The following is a 20710-nucleotide window of genomic DNA, read 5'->3' on the forward strand; positions in this document are numbered from 1 at the left end:
AATGGGGTGTTTATGGAACAGTTAGATAAGTCGGATTCCTCTACTTTTGGGTGTGTCGGATAATGGGAGGAGGTCATAAAAGATGCACTGGAAGATTTATTAAAAGTTCAAAATTTTAGTCTAAGCAATAACGACAGGATCTCAAATTTTAAAGAAATCATTGGGATAAAAGAATTTTCAAGGCAAGATTATTTAAGAACATTTAAAAATATATCTCAGGCAACTGCAAGTAGAGACTTAAAAACTGCAGTTAACGAAGGGATTATCGAGAAATATGGAGATAAAAGAACAACAAAATATAAATACAAATAAAAAACTAAAGCTAATACCAGTGATAATTTAAGCAGCTATGCCGGTAGCAGGGAGCCATCGATTTCAAACCGGTGGCAGCGAGAGGCGCAAGTGCCTCACCTATTGTACCATCGTAAAAACAGGTTGGGAATAAACATTGGTCGGAATCAATAATTTTCGATTATTTCATTGAATTACAATTTTTATCTTATAGCTTTGGGCAAAGACATCAATTAACTTTTAATAAAAGCTTGTCAATCGGGGTATGAAAGAAGACTTAGAGATTACCAAAGCTTTGATTGATTTATCGACCGACAGCATTTTTGTATTGCAGAATCAGCTTATTAAGTATGCCAATCAGAATTTGCTAAATGTTTCGGGCTATCAATTCGCCGAGCTTATTGGGAAAAAATTTACAGCTTTTGTTAACCCCGCTGTTCTCCACAAGGTTAATGCTACCTACAAGGAATGGGAGGGAGGCAAAAAGCACCCTGAAAAATATGAATCGAGTGTAAAACACAAGAATGGTACTTTTATCGATGTAGAAGTGTCGTTGGCCCATATCCGTTTTGAAGGCCAACCGGCGCTTCGGGTAATTTTGCGCGATATAAGCCGGATAAAAACGGCCGAAAAGAAATACCGGAATATTGTTAATTTTGCCCCTATTGGTTTTTACCAGACCTGCCGCAACGGTATGTTTACCTTGGTAAATAACGAAATGGCAAATATTCTGGGATTCGAAAATACCGATGCCTTAATTGAAAAAAATATTGCCGATTTTTATTATTCGCCGGAAGAAAGAGAAAGACTAATCCGGCAATATGATACCAGTGAACGCTCAGAAGTAAAGAATGTTGAAGTAAAGTTCAGGAAAAAGGACGGTACTGCTATTTGGATTTTAATGACCGCCCGTGCACTAAAAGAAAATGGGAAAACCGTAAATTACGACGGTTTTATTGTGGATATTTCTGACCGCAAAGCAAACGATTTACAGCTCATCAATCGGGTTCGGATGGAAGAATTATTTAATGAAATATCCTACGATTTTGTGCACGGAAGTTACCTGGAAGCCGACCACCTTATTGAAACATCCTTAAAAAAGCTGGGCCAGTTTACCGAAGTTGACCGGGTGTATGTTTTTCAGTTTGAAAATAATGGTAAGCTGATGAGCAATACACACGAATGGTGTAATATCGGAATTGAATCGCAGCGCGAAAACCTCCAGCAAATTCCGGCCGACAGGGTTCCCTGGTGGACGGAAAAAATGAATAAGTTTGAAATAATCAACTACGAAAACATTCGTGATTTTCCCGAAAAAGCTTCTGCTGAGCGACTAATGCTTCAGGAGCAAGGTATTGTTTCAATTCTTGTTTTGCCAATGCTTTCCGAGGGGCAACTTATCGGTTTTGTTGGTTTCGATTCGGTAAACTCGCAGAAAAACTGGATCGATTACGATGTTAAAATGCTGAAGACCATGTCTGATTTGATTTCAGGCGAGATTACACGAACCAAACAGATGCAGGAACTGAAACGTGCAAAGATTGCTGCAGAAGAAGGCGAAAAGCGTTACAAATCCTTATTTTTTGATAATCGTTCGGTAATGCTGCTGATAAACCCGGAAACCGGCAATATTGTTGATGCCAACAGGTCGGCATGCAAGTTTTACGGATACTCGTATCCACAAATAACAGCGCTACATATTTCAGAAATTAATACACTTTCGGCACCGGCAATAAAAGCTGAAATGCTAAAAGCAATCAGCGAAGAACGGCAGCATTTTAATTTTAAACACCGGCTTAGCAATGGCGAGGTACGAGATGTTGAAGTGTACGCCGGAGGAGTAAAAGTATCGGGAAATGAATTGCTTTATACCATTGTACATGATATTACCGAGCGCAAACTGGCAGAAGAGAAAGTGTTGAAGCTAAGTACTTCTGTTGAGCAAAGTCCGCTAAGCATTTTAATTACCAATAACAAGGGGATAATAGAATATGTAAACCCCTATTATTGCAAAATAACCGGTTACCAGGCAAATGAGCTAATAGGAGATAAACCCAATATTGTTAAGTCTGGCGTTCAGAAAAAGAAATTCTACAAAAAGCTGTGGAAAACTATTCTGGCAGGCAAGAAATGGGAAGGCGAAATATGTAATAAAAAGAAAAATGGCGACCTCTACTGGGAACGGGCTGTTATATCTCCTATTCATAACAGCGAAGGAGAAATTACCCATTTTGCAGGCATAAAAGAGGATATTACTGAGAAACGCGAAAACCAGAAAAATCTGAAGTTCCTGGCAAATGCACTTGAACAGGTTGGCGAATGTGTGACCATTACAGATAAGAATGATGTTATTCTGTATGTGAATAAGGCCTTCAGCACTACCTACGGCTATTCAAAGCAAGAGTTATTAGGGCAGCACATCAGCTTTTTACATCCTGAAAATGCTGAGTTGGCGGAATTGGAAAAAACACTTGTACAAACAAAAAAAGGAAATTGGAAAGGCGAACTAATTAATAAGCGCAAAGACAATACCTTGTTCCCGATTTTGCTATCAACCTCGGTAATTGAAGATGATAAAAACAACGAAATAGGTTATATTGGTGTTGTAATTGACATTACAGAGATAAAGAAAAATACCAATGAACTAATTGCGGCCAAAGAAAAAGCCGAAGAAAGCGACCGGTTAAAATCGGCCTTTCTGGCCAATATGAGCCACGAGATCAGAACCCCGATGAACGGTATTCTCGGCTTCACAAATTTGCTGTTAGAGCCCGATTTAAGTGATGAAACAAAGGATCATTATGTTCAGATTATTCATCAAAGTGGCGAGCGTATGTTAAGCACCGTTACCAATATTGTTGAAATATCGAAAATTGAAGCCGGAATTGTTGAAGTTAAAAATTCGGAGCTTAATGTTTATGAAGTAATCCAAAACCTGATTTCTTTCTTTCAGGTACAGGCACAAAAGAAGGGCTTACTGTTAAACTTCGAACAGGAAAACCCGGAGGCTGATTTTAAATTTTTTACCGATAAAAATAAGTTGGAATCGATATTAACCAACCTAATTAAAAATGCCATAAAATTTACCGATAAAGGGGAAATCTCGGTAGGTGTTACTCCTAAAAACAACTTGCTGGAGTTTGTAGTTACAGATTCCGGAATAGGCATACCCAAAACCCGGCAGACAGCCATTTTTAACCGCTTCGAACAGGCCGATATTGAAGATACCAAAGCCTTTGAAGGCTCCGGGCTCGGTTTGTCAATTGCAAAATCGTACGTTGAAATACTGGGGGGTAACATGTGGGTGGAATCCATCGAGGGAGAAGGATCTCAATTCTATTTTACCATCCCTTGGTTGTCGCTTGTAAAAAATGAATCAATTCGTAAAGCCAGTAAAAATATCCGCGAAAATTCGGGGAGTAAATACAATGTTCTTATTGTTGAAGATGATGAAGTCTCCGCCATCTATTTAAAAGAGATTTTAAAAAACAAAGCAGCTAAAATTGTACACGTAAAGTCGGGAGAACTGGCAATTAACGAATGCAGAACTACTGCTTTTGATGTGGTTTTAATGGATGTAAAAATGCCGGGTATCGATGGTTTGGAAACCACAAAAAGAATCAGGGAATTTGATACCGAACTGGTAATTATTGCCCAAACAGCTTATGCAATGCATGGCGACAACGACAAAGCTATTGCATCGGGCTGCAATGATTACCTTTCTAAACCAATCAGGAAAAACGAACTGATACAGCGCATTGAGATGCACCTTAGAAACCGAAGACCGAAAAGTATCCACAAAAAAGATGGGTGAAAAATAATCCGGCCAATATGAAGAAGTTGCGAACTGTTTTACCGGTATATTGTGGTTTTGCTAAAAAATGCCTAAACTTTAATCCCGGCTGCCCCCCATTTGTAATCAACGGTTTTCCCGGCAGCGAAAAAAAATTAGCAGCCAGCTAGCCAACAGCTGATGTTACTGGTATAAAAGCTATTTACCTTGTCATTATAAATTCCATAAACCTGATGGGCCGGGTTTAAAGTAAGCAGCCATACCGGTAGCATGGTACCATCGATTTCAAACCGGTGGCAGCGGTGTTTGCATAAGTCCTTCATTTTTCATAATTTGTATACCTATTAACCAAAAGCATCAAAACAAAACCATTAATTAATTAAAAACCCACTAATTATGGCAACCAAAACACCTTCGGGTATTCCCGAACCTGTAATTACTGAAGCTACAAGTTTAATAAGCAATGCACTCACCGTTTTAAAGCCCTACCTTATTGCCTTAACCCCGCACGAGCGGCAGGTAATAGCTAAAATGGACGACCGAACCTATCCCTTTGTTGAAAAAACATGCGATTACACGCTATCGGCACCGCAGTTTGTACCGCCCTATATGGATGTAGACAAACTAAAAGCCGACCTGGGCATTTACGACCAGCTAACCGAATTGCTGCGTTTAAGCAAACAGCTTACCAATGGCCTCGACGACTCGAAACTAAAAATTGGCGGCGAAGGATTTACCAATGCCCTTAGTTTTTACAACTCGGTTAAGCAGGCAGCCAAAATAAATGTCCCCGGCGCCAAAAGCATTCACGAAGATTTGAAAAAACGTTTTATGCGTAACCGTAGCGAAAAGGGCCAGGACGAGAATAAACCCGATGAAAAAATCGAATAGGTAATTTGTATAACAGGCATTCTTAATTTTTGGGGGACACATTTACTTGTGTTCCCCTTTATTTTTCTTCGCAACCTTAAAAGTGCTGCAAACAGCCCGCGCTTACTTCACCACAACACCCCAATTGAGCTTCCGAAGCTAAACATCCGACTTCGAAACATTAAACAAGGGCTTTTAAATACGAACCGATAGCTTCCGAAGTAAAAACCCGGGCATCAGAAGTACAAAAGCCGGCTTCAGAAGTTAAAACACCAGCTTTAAAAACCGAATGTTATACTTCGGAAGAAGAACAACGGAGTTCCGAAGTACAAGATACACCTTCAGAAGCTTAACGCTTACCTTCGGAAGCTAAACGGCAGGCTTCCGAAGCTCAAACAGGAGCTTCGGAAGTACCCCCTTGTAGTTATGAAGTAGGGGAGAGGTGGAGGTGTAAGTGTCAGTAAATCAGTATTGTGTCGAAGAGCATAAAAACCGGTGGCACATTGGTTTGGAAGAAAGCAGGCAGGTGTTGTAAATTCGGTTTGTTCTTAAATAATTCAATTTTTTAATCAATTAAAACACACTTTTTATGGACAACAAAATTAATTTCACAATTCCCGAAGAGGTAGTAACCCAGGTAAACGAGGCACTAAGTACCATTTTTACGGCTTTACAACCTTACACGCTGTCGTTAAGCCCCGACGAACGCCGCGAACTTCCCAAAATGAGCGACAAAACCCAGCCATTTGTGGAGAAAGCACTCGATTACACCTCGCGTGCGCCACAATTTGCCCCGCCCTATTTAGATGTTGCGGGACTGAACAACGACATGCAGGTACACAATGCACTGATGCCGGTATTGCGCCAGGTACGTATGCTGGCCGATAATCTCGACGATACCACCATGGAAGCCGGTGCCGAAAGTTATGTAAGCGCATTAACCTATTACAACTCGGTAAAAATGGCGGCTAAAATGGATGTGCCCGGGGCAAAATCGATATACGACGACCTGAGCAAACGTTTTGAGCGGAGTAAAGCCGAAAAGGAAGAACAGCAATAATATGCCGCCAGGGGCCGGGCCGGTCGTCTGGTAAGCTGCATAAACGCAGAGGGAGGTAAAGATGCGCCGGAAACGGTGCATCTTTTTTTTGCCCAAAAATGTAATGCAGCTGCTTAAAGCCGGTATTGCCTGGTTTACCCTTGTTGGTGTTAGGGCTTTGAGCGATATAGGGAGTGATTGTCCCAGAATGAGAAGCCCTGGATTTGTGGCATGGCGCTAAGTGCCTGATTGTCTGGTTTGGTTTTTTTTGGCTATATGTTTGTTCTTTCGGCAAGCATTGAAAAAAAATAAAGGGTTAAAAGATAACAGGGTAGAGCGACTTCTATATTTTGATTGGTTTTGTGTTTAGGGGTTTGTAAATTATCAATCATCTTCAAAAAGCGTCCATAGCGTTCTACCCTTTCTTTTTTTTTCTGAAAATCCTTTAAAAACAATGGGAATAGCTGGTTCATAATCTATTGACTCCCCCTGCTTGTGCCTTGTGCATAATCGGCCTTTTTACAGGTAGAGAGGGTATGAGGGAGAGTTAGTTGCATACCGTTTCTCTTTCATTTCCGATGGTGCTTCCCGTGTAGCATAAGTGTTTTGTTCCGTGTAAAAAGAAACGGGAGGCCAATACCTATTAAAAAAAATTGTATATTTATAATCGATATGGGGTTCACCCATATTGTGTGTTTGGGGGTTAACATTAGAAGGGTGGTTGATGAACCACCCTTTTCTTTTTAAACAGGTTCTGTTTTTTTTGCAACTCCTGGGCTATACCGCCCATTTGTAATCGGTGGTTTTTGCATTTTTAATCATAAATTCTGGCAGATGTGCTTTTTTACCGCCCGCCAACTTTTGTTTTATGTAAACAACCTTTTAATGTTCTATCTTTAGAGCAGCAAAAAAGAACATTCGCAAAAAAAAGGAAGTAAGCGAACAAATTAAAACCTCGTTAGGATTAAAGATACACTATAAAAGGATGATAAAACAAATAAAAGAGATTAGCGATATTATCATACAATCGCAGGGCATTGATATTTCAACTTATGAGGATTCATACCTGAAAAAAACACTTCAGAACAGAATAGCAGTAACTAAGTGCGAATCCATTGAGGAGTATTGCACTTTTCTTAAGCAAAATAGCACTGAAGGAAATCTTTTAATCGCTTCGCTTCAAAACAATTATAGCGAGTTTTTTCGTAATGCCCTCTCTTTTGCAGTTTTGGAACGCATAATTCTACCCTACTTAGTGCAAAAAAAGAAAAAGAAAGAAATACGGATATGGTCGGCTGCATGTGCCCAGGGGCAAGAGGTTTATAGTATGGCCATGTTACTGGAAGAGCTTAGGAATGGTGGTAATGAAGAACTCAAATATAGAATTTTTGCAACCGACAAATGCAATGAACAAATTAATAAAGCCGGAATCGGAAAATACCCAGCCTCTGCACTAAATAACATCAATTTTAAACGCGCAGAAAGATGGTTCACCAAACACAATGATGTGTTTACTATTAAACCTGAACTGAAAGCTTATATCGATTTTTCAGTTTTTGATTTACTCGACAAAAATTCCGGCAGTCCTTCAGCAAGTATATTTGGAGATTTCGATATCGTATTCTGTGCCAATCTATTGTTCTATTTTAACCCCAAAAACCAAAAACAGATTGTAAATAAAATCGGTAAATCTATTTCTGGTGGTGGTTATTTGATTACAGGTGAAGCAGAAAGAGAAATTTTATTAAATTTAGATTTCTCTGAAATATTTCCACAGTCGGGGATATTTCAAAAAAAATAGAACACGGAGAGAAATGAAACGCGGATAACGCAGATATTAAAATAACGCAGACGAACACGGATAAAAAATCAGCGATAACCAGCGTTGCTTGCATCCGTTTTATCAGCGTTCAAATACAATGAAACGCGGATAACGCAGATATAAATAACGCAGATGAACACGGAAAAAAAATCAGCGATAACCAGCGCTTGAAAATCCGTTTTATCAGCGTTCAAAAAAAAATATAACATGAAACTCGAAAACCTAAAAATCGGAACTCTCCTTAAAACGGGCTTTACTCTCCTACTTCTGTTTGTGATTGTAATTGGTTTCATCTCCTATCAACAATCCAGTAGGATGCATCAACAAACCGAAGATATGTATAACCATCCGCTACAGGTACGAAGGAGTATTGGAGAATTAACAGCTACTGTTCATGCCATACGTGTAGACATGAAGAATTTGTTTCTGGCCAGCGAAAAAGAGGAGATAGAAGCCGATTTGCATAATCTGGAACTTTTGGATGCCAATGCCTTTAAACAGATTGAAGTTTTTCGGAAACTATACCTCGGACCTGTTAGTGACGTTGATGCATTGGAATACGAATACATTAAATGGAAATCCATTCGAGCAGAAATTATCCGCTTACACCAGTCTGGTGAAATACAAGAGGGTGCCAGCCGTACAAAAAGTTCAGGAATTGGAGGGAAGCAAGCAGAAGTCGTACTAAGGTCATTGGATAAACTCAGCGCTTTTGCCACAGGGAAAGGAGATGAGTTGTATGCCAATTCCATGGAATTAAATAATGCGCTAAACAAACAATTATTATCCCTAATCGGTGTCATTGTATTGATATCACTTTTTGTAAGTTGGTTTTTACTGCGGGCCATGCGCAAACCCATCGACGAGCTTATTGAAGCAACCCAGCGCTTTCATAAAGGCGATTTAATGGCACGAAGTTCCAACACTTCAAATAACGAGCTTGGAGAACTATCCAATTCATTTAATGCCCTGGCCGATGACATTCAGGCGAATTTAAGCTTAAGTGAAAACATCGAAAACATCGCCGGAATAATGCTAAGCGAGGACGATACAAAACTGTTTTTCAAAAAAACACTTCACGCCATTTCCCAACATACCAATTCACAAATTGCTGCGGTGTATTTGCTCAGCGACGACCAAAAAACCTATGAGCATTTCGAATCCATTGGTTTAGATACGAATGCCAGACAATCGTTTACCGCAGAGCATTTCGAAGGTGAATTTGGTGCTGTGCTTTCTTCCCGTAAGGTGCATTATCTTAAAAATATCCCTGAAGATACCCGTTTTGCTTTTCATACCGTGAGTGGAAAATTTATCCCACGCGAAATTTTAACCATCCCTGTTACTACAAATGAAGGGGTAAGTGCTATTATTTCGTTGGCAAGTTTAGGGTTTTACAGCAAACATTCTGTTCAGTTAATTGATAAAATTCTCAACACATTAAGCGCTCGCATTGAAGGATTATTAGCTTTTGGAAAGATTAAACAATTTTCAGCTAAACTGGAAGTTCAAAACACTGAATTGGAAGCATCACAAAGAGAACTCTCTTCCCAGTCGGCAGAACTTATGGAACAGAATACCGAGCTTGAACAGCAAAAGAAACAATTGTCTCAGGCCAGTCAGATGAAAACCGCTTTCTTTTCGAATATGAGCCACGAACTGCGCACACCCCTTAACTCTGTTATTGCTTTATCGGGAGTGCTATACAAACGACTCGCAAACAAAATCCCCGAAGACGAATACAGCTATTTAGAAGTGATTAATCGCAACGGTAAAAACCTGCTTAATCTCATCAACGATGTACTTGATATTGCACGCATAGAAGCCGGCCATGAAGATATTGAGCTTAGTGAATTTAATTGCTCCCAATTAATGGATGAACTCGTAAACTCAATGAGCCTGGAGGCAAATCAGAAAAAAATTAAACTCATTCACACAAAAACTGATGCCACACTTCCTATTACTTCTGATGAAAAAAAATGCCGTCATATTTTGCAGAACCTGATCAGCAATGCTGTAAAATTCACAGAAGAAGGTAAGGTGGAAGTTATTTCAAAACAAATCGATAAAAATATTGTGATTACGGTAACCGATACCGGAATCGGTATTTCCGAAGACCAAATCTCTCATATTTTTGATGAATTTAAACAAGCCGATAGCAGTACCTCAAGAAAATATGGCGGCACCGGTTTGGGGCTTGCCATTGCAAAAAAATATACGCATTTGCTCGGTGGTAATATTTCGGTAAAAAGCGAACCTGGAAAAGGCACTGAATTTACCCTTGTTTTGCCTTTGCAGTATAACCGTGAAAACAGCCAGATTGAAGAAGAAAATTTAGGTTCCTTAACGCACAGCAGACGATTTCAGCTTAGTCGAATACCTGACAACCCCGAAAAATCCATCTTACTGGTGGACGACAACGAATCGGCTCTTGTTCAGGTAAAGGATATTCTTGAGGATAAAGGCTATCATGTGTTGCTGGCCAGTAATGGTAGTGAAGCACTTGCAATTATTGACCATACGATACCGGATGCCATGATACTGGATCTGATGATGCCTGAAATGGATGGATTTCAGGTGTTAAGATCCATTCGGGAGCAAGAACAAACATCACAGCTCCCTGTGTTGATACTTACTGCAAAGCACATTACTAAAGAAGAACTGAAATTTTTAAAACACAATCATGTTCAACAGCTTATTCAGAAAGGCGATGTAAATGCCAATGAAATGCTGGAAGCAGTGGCCAATATGCTATTCGCTGAAATCTTAGAATCGGATGCCCCAAAAGCTGAAACTAAAACGACAAAAGAAAAACCCTTGGTACTTATCGTTGAAGACAATCCCGATAATATGCTCTCAGTTAAAGCCGTTCTTAATGATGCTTTTACCATATTGGAAGCCGTAAACGGCATTGAGGGGGTTGAAAAAGCGAAGAAATTTAAGCCCGATCTCATTCTAATGGATATTGCACTCCCACAAATGGATGGCATCGAAGCCTTTAAAATAATAAGAAATAAGCCTGAATTACAGTATATTAAAGTAATTGCACTTACAGCAAGCGCAATGACCCAGGACAGGGAAGTTTTACTTTCGCACGGTTTTGATGCCTTCATTGCTAAACCCATTGATGAACAACAATTTTTTGACACGATAAATAGCACGCTTTATGGCAAATAACAGCATTACAATTTTGGTTATTGACGACCTTCAGGACAACCTGATTACCTTAAATGCATTAATCAAAGATGCATTCCCTGAAGCAACTGTGTTAAAAGCTCAAAATGGGAAAACAGGATTGGAATTGGCAGCCAAAGAAAATCCTGATGTCATACTGCTGGATATTCTTATGCCCGGTATGGATGGTTATGAGGTTTGCCAAAAACTGAAAGCCGATAAAGAACTATGCGATATCCCGGTTGTTTTTGTAACAGCCATCGAAAACAACAAAGAAGCCCTGGTAAAAGCCTTAGATAGTGGTGGCGAAGCCTTTCTTACCAAACCCATTGACGAGATTGAGCTTACAGCCCAAATAAGAGCCATGCTTAAAATAAGGGAAGCCAACCAAGCGAAGAAAGACGAAAAAGTAAGGCTTGAAAAATTGGTGGAGAAAAGGAGCAAAGAACTTGTTCGGGAACTGGAAGCACATAAAAAAACCCTTCAGGAGTTAAGAATAAAAGAAGCAGAGAAAAGCACCATTCTTCAAACGGCCATAGATGGCTTCTGGATAGTGGATAAACAAGGAAAGTTCATAGATGTAAATGATGCAGCCTGCAAAATGCTTGGTTATTCGAAAGAAGAAATGCTCAAAATGTCGATTCAGGATGTTGAAGCGAAAGAAACTGCAGTCGAAACCGCAAATCGTATCAAAAATATCATAAAGGAGGGATCAGCCAGATTTGAATCAAAACACAAAACTAAAAAAGGCCAAATTATCAATGTTGAAGTCAGCACAACATGGATGAATTCAAAAAGTATCTTTTTTGCGTTTCTGAATGATATTACCGAGCGCAAGCAGACCGAGGAAGAACGTGAGCGAATATTCAACCAATCATTTGATATGATTTGTACGGCAACCATGGATGGCTATTTAAAGGAATTAAATCCAGCTTGGGAAAAAACACTTGGCTGGACTCCTGTTGAACTCAGAAGTAAGCCATTTATAGAATTTATTCACCCCGATGATCAGGCTACAACCATAGAAGCGGCAGGTTCACTGCAAAATGGAATTGCAGCCCTGGATTTTGAAAATCGCTTCCAGGCAAAAGACGGTTCATACAAATGGCTTTCATGGAATACAATTCCTATTCTGGAAAAAAATATGATGTTGGGGTTTGCAAGAGACATCACCGAGAGTAAACAAGCAGAAGAAGAAGTAAGTAAATTAAACGCTTTGTTGAAGCAGACAGGGGAACTGGCAAAAATCGGAGGTTGGGAGCTGGACCTGCAGACCAATCTGTTTTACTTTACCGATGAAATGTACCAAATCTATGAAATTACTCCCGGACGCATTCTTAGTCTTGAGGAGGGCTTAAATTTATATCCACCAGAAACACAGCTCGTTTTTCAAAACGCATTGGCAGATAGCAAAGAGAGAAATGTTCCTTTTACTACAGATGCACTAATAATCACAAAGCAAAACAATAAGAAATGGGTTCGCGCCCATTGGAAGACAAAACAAATAGAGGGGAAAGTTACAAAGCTAATTGGTACTTTACAGGATATCACCGAACGCAAACAGGCAGAAAACGAAATTATTAAAGTTAACAGAAGATTGAAGATTTCTACAGAATCTGCCGGGATAGGAATTTGGGATCTTGATCTGAAGAAAAACGTTCTTACCTGGGACAAAAGAATGTTTGAACTTTACGGTATTGAATCGGAAAGTTTTGAGGGAGCCTATGAAGCCTGGAAAAAGGGAGTTCATCCCAGTGATATAGAAAGGTCAGATAAAGAAGTACAAGCTGCAATTGCCGGAGAAAAAGAATTTCATACGCAGTTTCGGGTTGTTTGGCCAGATGGCCAAATCAGATTCATAGAAGCACATGCAATAGTGAACTATGATCCGGATGGAACCCCAAAAAATATGGTTGGCGTGAATTGGGACATAACCGAGCCCAAGCAGGCAGAAGAAGCTAATAAAGAACTCTTAAATAGATTCGAACTTATAGGCTTGCATTTGCCAGGAGTTATCTACCAATTCAGGCGTCGTAATGATGGCTCTTATCATTTTCCTTATGCAAGTCATGGAATAACAATGATTTATGGTGTAACACCTGAAGAAGTAGAACACGATGCTTCAAAGGCATTTAAGGCAATTCATACTGATGATTTAGAGCGGGTAAGCGCAACAATCAACCATTCAGCCCAAACCCTTAAGCCTTGGCACGACGTGTATCGTGTAAATCAACCTTCGGGTAAAATAATATGGGTAGAAGGAAATTCAACGCCAATAAAACTGGAAGATGGAAGTATAATTTGGCATGGATTTATTCAAGACATCACCAAACGCAAACATATAGAAGAATCTTTATTTGAAAGCGAAGAACGTTTTAAACTTGCTATGAATGCTTCTAATGATGGAATCTTTGACTGGAATCTTCTTACAAATGAAATATATTATTCGCCCGGTTGGAAAAAAATGCTTGGATATGAAGATCATGAACTTCCAAATGATTTCTCGGTGTGGGAAACAACAACAGAACCTGAGGACGTTAAAAAATCATGGGAGCTTCAACAGAAACTTATTTCAAAAAAGGTTGACCGATTTGAAATAGAATTTAAAATGAAGCATAAAGACGGTCATTGGGTTGATATACTCTCAAGGGCTAAAGCAATTTTTAACGATAAAGGAAAAGCCATAAGAATTGTTGGTACGCATACCGATATTACAGAACGTAAACAATTCATAAAAACAATACAGGAACGTAATAAATATATCGAATCCATCATGGAAAATATGCCCATTGGATTTGCATTAAATACAATTAATGATGGCGATGTAAAGTACATGAACCTTCGGTTCGAAGAAATTTATGGATGGTCAAGGAATATTCTTACAAATACAAGCATATTTTTCGAAAAAGTCTTCCCGGAACCTAAATATCGTGAAAAAATGCAGGCACAAATTGTGGCCGATATGCAAAGTGGCGATCCTGAAAGAATGCGATGGAACAATCTGAAGATTGTGACGAGCACGGGAGATGTTAGATATGTTTATGCTTACAATATACCCTTGTCTGATCAAAATTTAATGATCTCAACGGTCCAGGATGTTACAGAGCGCAAGCTGGCTGAAGAAAAAATAAAAGCGGCAAACCGGAAGCTTCAAGCCAATGAAAAAGCATTAAAAGCAAGTGAAGAACGTCTTGACCTGGCTATGATGGTTAAGAATGAGGGAATCTGGGACTGGTATCTGGTAAACAACCGGGTTGACTTTGATCAACGCTATTATGCCATGGCAGGCTATGAACCAGATGATTTTGCCAACAACCTTGAGGAGTTTCAGAAGCGAATTCATCCGGAAGACGTGGATTACGTTATGTCCACTGCTGAGCAATATTTGACGGGGCAGATCGAACAATTTCAGGTTGAGTTCCGCTTTAATCGCAAAGATGGTTCGTGGATGTGGATACAGGGACGCGGCCAAATAGTGGAGCGTGACGAAAAGGGTATTCCAATAAGATTCATTGGCACTCATAGCGATATAACCAAGCGAAAGCAGGCTGAAGCAGAACTGCTAAAACTTTCAACCGCTGTTACTCAAAGTCCTTCCGTTATTGCTATTACTGATACTAAAGGTACGCTGGAGTATGTAAATCCTCAATTTACTGAAAGCACGGGTTACAGTATGGAAGAAGCCATCGGGCAAAATCCCCGTGTATTAAAATCGGGAGAACAATCTGATGAAATGTATAAAGAACTTTGGGGAACCATTTCATCGGGCAAAATCTGGCGTGGTGAATTTCACAATAAAAAGAAAAACGGCGAATTGTTTTGGGAAATTGCATCTGTTTCGCCCATATTTGATGAGCAAGGCAAAATCATTAATTATATTAAAGTAGCTGAAGATATTACCGAGCGCAAACAGGCGGAAGATAACTTCAGACATTCCATAGATGAGTCGCCATTAGGTATTAGAATTGTAAGCCAGGAAGGAAAGACCGTCTATGTAAACAAAGCACTTTTGGATATTTATGAGTTCTCCACTCTCGACGAATTTCTTAACACCAGAGCAATAGAAACGTATACTGAGCAAAGCTATCAGGAACATCTGAAAAGAAAAAAAATCAGACAAAAAGGTGGAGATGCGTACGATTATGAAATCAGCATCAGACGAAAAAAGGGAGAAATCAGGCACATAAAAGTGTGGCGTAAAGAAGTGATATGGAACAGAGAAAAACATTTCCAGGTAATTAACCAGGACATTACCGAACTAAAACGGCTTAACACCGATTTGATTCTGGCTAAAGAAAAGGCAGAGGAAAGCAACCGCTTAAAAACAGCTTTTCTGAATAATATGAGCCACGAAATACGCACTCCACTAAACGGTATAACAGGTTTTATCGGACTACTGCAAGATTCCGATATTGCTGATGAACAGAAACAACATTATTTCGATATTATAAACAAAAGCAGTGATAGACTGATAACCACGGTTACTGACATTATGGATATTTCGAGAATTGAAGCTGGCGAAATAAAAGTTTCGAAAACGGAGGTGTCGGTAAACGAGATTCTTAAAGAACAGTATAACTTTTTCTACCACCAGGCTAAATCAAAAGGGCTTCAGCTGATTTATAAACCAGGCCTTACGGATAGTGAAGCACGCTTTGTTACCGACAAACACAAATTGGAAGGGATTCTGACCAACCTGATTAAAAACGCCATTAAGTTTACCGAGCATGGGGAAATTACTTTTGCCTACTCATTAAAAAAAGAGCAGGATATTGATGTTTTAGAATTTACGGTAAAAGATACTGGAATCGGAATTCCAACAAATAGGATAGATGCTGTTTTTAATCGTTTTGAACAAGCCGATATTGAAGACTCAAAAGTTCATCAAGGCTCGGGTCTGGGGCTTGCCATTGCTAAATCGTATGTTGAAATGTTGGGTGGCGATATTAGTGTAAGTTCTGAAGTAGGTTTGGGTACCACCTTCACTTTTAGCATTCCTTACACAAAACAGTTGGTGAAAGAAAGCGATGCCAAAAAGAACAACAATAAAGAAACGCAGACAGCATTAAGTAATTTATCGGTAATTATTGCCGAGGATGATGAAGCCAGCACAATGTATTTTGAAGCTATCTTTAGAAATGAGTTTGAAAATATTATATATGCAAAAACCGGAAAAGAAACCGTAGATAAATGCCGGGAGAATCCTGACGCAGATCTTATTCTCATGGACATAAAAATGCCCGGCATGAACGGCTATGATGCCACCCGCGAAATTCGAAAATTTAACAAGGATGTAATCATTATTGCTCAAACAGCCTTCGGTTTAACGGGCGACAGGGAAAAAGCAATAGCAGCGGGTTGTAACGATTATATCGCAAAACCGATAAAAAAAGAGGAGCTTGAAATTATAATTAAGAATCACTTCAAAAATTAGAAAAAACTCCGGCCACCGCCGATTTGTAATCAACAGTTTCCTCGTTAAAGGAAAAAATTAGCAGCCAGCTAGCCAACAGCTGATGATATAAGTGTAAATTGATTTACCTTGCCATTATAAATTCTATAAAACTGAAGTGCCTGGTTTAAAGTAAGCAGCCATACCGGTAGCATGGAGCCACCGATTACAAATCGGCGGCAGCCGAGGTGTGTCGAGCAGTAAATATTAGAGTGACATCATATCTTATAAATACAAAGTATTAACTTAAGTATATGCAAGTGAAAAAAATACCAATTCTACTCTTTCTAAGCTATTTTTTTTGTAACTATTTGTTTGGGCAAACTACCGGGCAAGAGGCAGTGCTGTTGAACCCACAACTTGCGGCAATGCTCGATACCATTTACACCGATGACCAGGAAGACAGGCTGCAAATTAATACGATTGGTAAAAAACACGGTTGGGATTCGGAAGCATTAAAAGCGCATTTAAAAAGGATAGAAGTTAAAGATTCGGTTAATAGCATTAAAGTCGAAAAAATACTGGATACCTATGGCTGGCCGGGAGCTGACTGTGTTGGGACAAAAGGAAATACGGCTTTGTTTCTGGTTGTTCAACATGCGAGACTGAACTTGCAGGAAAAGTATCTGCCACTGATGCGCGAAGCGGTTAGTAAAGGCAATGCCCGGGGAAAAGACCTCGCCTTTTTAGAAGACCGGGTGGCACTACGAAAAGGCGAAAAACAAATTTACGGTACCCAGATTGCACCTGACCCGGAAACCGGTAACTACCTTATACTTCCGCTGATTGACCCTGCAAACGTGAATAAAAGACGCGCCGAACTTAAATTGAGTACATTTGAAGACTATATTGCCGACTTTGGATTAACATGGAATGTGGAAGCCTACCAACAACAATTACCAGAATTGGTAAAAAGGCACAGCGCTTACCTGAAAAACAAAGCAAATAAGCAACTAAGAAATGAAAACCAAAAACACCATAAATTTTGATCAGGTTGCCGACATTTACGATAACTATGTAAATGTTGATTTTGACATCCCATTTTTTATAAAAGAGACAGAAAATTATGGAGGAGAAGAGCTATTAGAACTAATGTGCGGAACCGGACGGGTTTCTATTCCGCTATTAACAGCCGGCAGAAAAATGACTTGTGTTGATTATTCAAAAGGAATGCTGCAGTCGTTCGGGAAAAAAATGGCCAACAAAGCTTATTCGGCCACACTGGTGCAAATGGATGTTACAAAACTCCATCTCGATAAAACGTTTGGAATGATTTTGTTGCCCTTCCATTCTTTAAGCGAAATACTTACAACCGAAAAACAACAGGCAGCTTTAACAGGCATCTCCAATCATCTTAAACCCGGAGGTACTTTTATTTTAACCTTGCAAAACCCCGAAACCCGGCTAAAACTGGCCGACGGAAAAATGAGGGTGATTGGCAATTTTCCTGTAGATAAGGACCGAAATATGCTTTTATCATACACCAATCAGTACAATAAAAATGAGGAGCTTGTTTCCGGTTATCAGTTTTATGAAATTTACAATGCCGAAAATACTATGCTGGAGAAGCGAATTCTGGAAATTAATTTTAAACCCGTATCACTTGAAAAGCTAAAATCCATGGTATTGAAAACGGAAATGGAAATTACAGAACTTTATGGCGACTATTCGTACGGCGAATTTGAACCGCAGAAAAGTGAATTTATTATTTGTAAAATGAGAAAAAAATGGCAGTGATTGCCTCAAGTTTGCAATTCCAATAGCCGGAAAGGCAATAATTAAAAACCATAAACAATTAAAAACAAGTAGCACATGGATTACTTAAAACAACAAGACATTATTGATGCGAAAATTTTAAGCGAGCGGAAAATATTTTTGTGGGGGCAGGTTGACGATCATTCTGCCAAACATGTGGTAGAACGTATCCTTTACCTGGAAATGCTCGCGTCTGGCAAAGAAATACAGTTGATAATAAACAGCCCGGGGGGGTATGTTACCGCAGGTTTTGCCATTTACGATACCATGAAAAGTATTTCGAGCCCGGTTTCAACGGTATGTTCGGGTTTGGCTGCCTCAATGGGATCTATACTGCTGTCGGCCGGCGAAAAAGGACGCCGTTTTATTTTGCCCCATGCCCGGGTAATGATTCACCAGCCCAGCGGTGGCGCAGGTGGTACTGCCGCCGATATTGAAATACAAATGGATGAAATTATTAAAACCCGCGATTTGGGCGCTAAAATATTGGCCGAAAACTGCCAGCAACCCATCGATAAAATTATTAAAGATTTTAACCGCGATTACTGGATGTCGTCTGAAGAGTCGTTAAACTACGGTATAGTTGACGGACTGTTGGATTTGCTGGTGTAAAACTACAGAACTGCAGGTGTTGATGGCTTTTGGTTGGCACCTGTATTTTTTTAGAAAAGCAGGTATTTTTGTAGCAGCATCGGTTTAATCAGAAGTAACGGCGTTGTTCACTTCGGGCAAGGGCTTATTTTTTTCTAGTACTATTTTTTCTCCGGTAAGAAAAAGGTAAAAGTACTTCCTTTTCCTGCTGTGCTCTCCACAGCAATTTTGCCTCCGTGTTTTTCAATTAACTCTTTACAAAGCAAAAGACCTAAACCCGAGCCTTTTTCGTTGGCTGTACCTGTTTGGCTGGCTTGCAAAGTTGGGTTAAAAAGTTTTTGCAGGGTTTCGTTGTTAATGCCAATGCCATTGTCGGCAACGCTAATTTCAACACCATCGGCTGTTTTACTGGCAAAAACACGAATTTCTCCACCCCTTTGAGTAAATTTAATTGCATTCGATATCAGGTTGCGTAAAACAATCCTTAACATATTTTCATCGGCAAACACTTCAAGCTCTTCGCTTGCAGAATTGTTGAGTGCAATATTTTTAGCTTTTGCCACCAATTTTTTCTGATTGATTTCGTCGAGTATGTGTGCAGAAAGCCGGGTTGTTCTGGGTCGGATATGTAGCAGACCGGTTTGCGATTTGGCCCAGCTTAGCAGGTTGTCGAGTAAAGTTAAGGTATCGTTTGCAGCGGTGTTAATGTATTTCAGGTATTTTTCCGCTTCGGTAAATGTTGGGTCATTTATTTTGTCGAGCAGTATTTCCGAAAAGCCCATAATGCTGTTAAAGGGGCTTCGTAAATCGTGTGCAATAATCGAAAAAAGTTTGTCTTTGGTCGCATTTAAATCTTTTAAATCCTGTTCGCTTTTGCGTAAGTCCTTTTCCGCTTTAATGCGTTCGCTAATATCGCGGGCTAAACCGCTTGCACCAATAATTTCGCCCTGCTCGTTTATAATCGGATTAAAAAAACTTTCATAGTAGGCCATGTGCTCATCTCCGTATTGCCTGATGTTGGAATGTGTTTCGCCACGCAAAGCCCGGTCGTAATTTTCTTTGGCTGCCACGCGGTCTGCATCGATGGGAATACAATCCAAAATATTCATGCCTGCTTTAATTTCCTTGTCGTAGGCAAATTTCATAACCCTGGCATGGGCCGAATTAAAATACAGGTATTCGTAGTTTTTGTTGATGGAAAACAAAATGGTATCTTTTTGACTTTCGATACTGGCTTTTAACAGTAATTGCGATTCTTTAATACGCTGCTCATCCAGCTTTCGCCGGGTAATGTCTTTCCCAAAAAACAGTGCACCAACAACTTCTCCATTAATCACTATCGGGTTCATAAAAACCTCGATATACAAGGATACGTTTTCGGCAGCAACATGGTCGATAAACGAAAACGATTCATTGTTTAATGCCCTGTCGTACCGGCTTTTCCATACTGCCTGCAAAGGCTGGGGGAGCGAATAAAGCAAGTTGCTGCCTGTTTGAAGTTTACTGCCAAAACTGGCATAAAAGGCTGCGGCAAAAACATGATTTACATAAAGAATTTCGTAGGATGAATTGATCGCCCATACACTGTCGTTGGTATTTTCGAAAATAGCCGACAGGTTTAAATCATTTAATATCTGTAAGTTTTTATGGGTGGTATTCTTATTATTTGTATTCCTATCCAGGTTATTGTTCATGCTTAAAATTTAAGAGTGTTTGTATTTCTGAATTGGCAACTCTTTCTGTGCCTGTTGAACACGAAGCTGTTTGTACAATTTATTTGAACTAATAGGGACATTAGTAATTCTGGTTTTAATGGATTAAATATAGCTGATTTTTTGTTTAATCAAAGCAATTTGTTCATGTATGTTGGCATTTTTTGCTCAGGCTTGTGCTGGTGGAATTACTCGCCTGCCAGTTCACGGC

11 protein-coding genes are annotated in these 20710 nt (G+C 39.6%); 9 read left to right on the forward strand and 2 right to left on the reverse strand.

Annotated elements, in window-relative coordinates; genetic code table 11:
- Nucleotides 1–556: 556 nt before the first annotated feature.
- Nucleotides 557–4105 carry a PAS domain S-box protein gene (locus tag QZ574_RS06270; RefSeq protein WP_297087928.1) on the forward strand — a complete coding sequence of 1183 codons (3549 nt, stop codon included), beginning with the start codon at nt 557–559 and terminating at the stop codon, nt 4103–4105.
- Nucleotides 4106–4239: 134 nt separating this feature from the next.
- On the opposite strand, the gene QZ574_RS06275 is transcribed toward QZ574_RS06270, so the two are convergent.
- A complete protein-coding gene (locus QZ574_RS06275) occupies nt 4240–4407 on the reverse strand; it encodes a hypothetical protein (protein WP_297087930.1) in 168 nt (55 codons plus the stop codon).
- A gap of 73 nt (nt 4408–4480) precedes the next feature.
- On the opposite strand from QZ574_RS06275, the gene QZ574_RS06280 reads away from it, so the two are divergent.
- The 8 genes from QZ574_RS06280 (at nt 4481) to QZ574_RS06315 (ending at nt 18808) form a co-directional block, all read left to right on the forward strand.
- On the forward strand, nt 4481–4975 hold the full coding sequence (locus tag QZ574_RS06280) for a hypothetical protein (protein WP_297087932.1): 495 nt from the start codon (nt 4481–4483) through the stop codon (nt 4973–4975).
- 568 nt (nt 4976–5543) lie between these two features.
- Nucleotides 5544–6014 carry a hypothetical protein gene (locus QZ574_RS06285; protein WP_297087935.1) on the forward strand — a complete coding sequence of 157 codons (471 nt, stop codon included), beginning with the start codon at nt 5544–5546 and terminating at the stop codon, nt 6012–6014.
- Between the two features lie 964 nt (nt 6015–6978).
- Nucleotides 6979–7794 carry a CheR family methyltransferase gene (locus QZ574_RS06290; protein WP_297087936.1) on the forward strand — a complete coding sequence of 272 codons (816 nt, stop codon included), beginning with the start codon at nt 6979–6981 and terminating at the stop codon, nt 7792–7794.
- A gap of 228 nt (nt 7795–8022) precedes the next feature.
- Nucleotides 8023–10992 carry a response regulator gene (locus tag QZ574_RS06295; protein WP_297087938.1) on the forward strand — a complete coding sequence of 990 codons (2970 nt, stop codon included), beginning with the start codon at nt 8023–8025 and terminating at the stop codon, nt 10990–10992.
- On the forward strand, nt 10982–16423 hold the full coding sequence (locus QZ574_RS06300) for a PAS domain S-box protein (RefSeq protein ID WP_297087941.1): 5442 nt from the start codon (nt 10982–10984) through the stop codon (nt 16421–16423). The genes QZ574_RS06295 and QZ574_RS06300 overlap by 11 nt, the downstream gene beginning before the upstream one ends.
- 278 nt (nt 16424–16701) lie before the next feature.
- Nucleotides 16702–17430 (forward strand): DUF6624 domain-containing protein, encoded by a 729-nt coding sequence (locus QZ574_RS06305; RefSeq protein WP_297087943.1) that lies wholly within the window; start codon nt 16702–16704, stop codon nt 17428–17430.
- Nucleotides 17402–18178 carry a class I SAM-dependent methyltransferase gene (locus QZ574_RS06310; protein WP_297087945.1) on the forward strand — a complete coding sequence of 259 codons (777 nt, stop codon included), beginning with the start codon at nt 17402–17404 and terminating at the stop codon, nt 18176–18178. The genes QZ574_RS06305 and QZ574_RS06310 overlap by 29 nt, the downstream gene beginning before the upstream one ends.
- Nucleotides 18179–18253: 75 nt before the next feature.
- A complete protein-coding gene (locus QZ574_RS06315) occupies nt 18254–18808 on the forward strand; it encodes an ATP-dependent Clp protease proteolytic subunit (protein WP_297087947.1) in 555 nt (184 codons plus the stop codon).
- A gap of 140 nt (nt 18809–18948) precedes the next feature.
- On the opposite strand, the gene QZ574_RS06320 is transcribed toward QZ574_RS06315, so the two are convergent.
- Nucleotides 18949–20481, reverse strand: a complete 1533-nt coding sequence (locus QZ574_RS06320; protein ID WP_297087949.1) for a PAS domain-containing sensor histidine kinase — start codon at nt 20479–20481, stop codon at nt 18949–18951.
- Between the last annotated feature and the right edge of the window lie 229 nt (nt 20482–20710).

It is taken from the genome of uncultured Draconibacterium sp. (assembly GCF_913063105.1).
Classification (GTDB): domain Bacteria; phylum Bacteroidota; class Bacteroidia; order Bacteroidales; family Prolixibacteraceae; genus Draconibacterium.

Excerpts from the sequence above, each read along its gene's own strand:
- QZ574_RS06320 (WP_297087949.1), bottom strand. The coding sequence starts at position 20,481 with ATGAACAATAACCTGGATAGGAATACAAATAATAAGAATACCACCCAT.
- QZ574_RS06270 (WP_297087928.1), top strand. The coding sequence starts at position 557 with ATGAAAGAAGACTTAGAGATTACCAAAGCTTTGATTGATTTATCGACC.
- QZ574_RS06275 (WP_297087930.1), bottom strand. The coding sequence starts at position 4,407 with ATGAAGGACTTATGCAAACACCGCTGCCACCGGTTTGAAATCGATGGT.
- QZ574_RS06315 (WP_297087947.1), top strand. The coding sequence starts at position 18,254 with ATGGATTACTTAAAACAACAAGACATTATTGATGCGAAAATTTTAAGC.
- QZ574_RS06300 (WP_297087941.1), top strand. The coding sequence starts at position 10,982 with ATGGCAAATAACAGCATTACAATTTTGGTTATTGACGACCTTCAGGAC.
- QZ574_RS06290 (WP_297087936.1), top strand. The coding sequence starts at position 6,979 with ATGATAAAACAAATAAAAGAGATTAGCGATATTATCATACAATCGCAG.
- QZ574_RS06295 (WP_297087938.1), top strand. The coding sequence starts at position 8,023 with ATGAAACTCGAAAACCTAAAAATCGGAACTCTCCTTAAAACGGGCTTT.
- QZ574_RS06285 (WP_297087935.1), top strand. The coding sequence starts at position 5,544 with ATGGACAACAAAATTAATTTCACAATTCCCGAAGAGGTAGTAACCCAG.
- QZ574_RS06280 (WP_297087932.1), top strand. The coding sequence starts at position 4,481 with ATGGCAACCAAAACACCTTCGGGTATTCCCGAACCTGTAATTACTGAA.
- QZ574_RS06310 (WP_297087945.1), top strand. The coding sequence starts at position 17,402 with ATGAAAACCAAAAACACCATAAATTTTGATCAGGTTGCCGACATTTAC.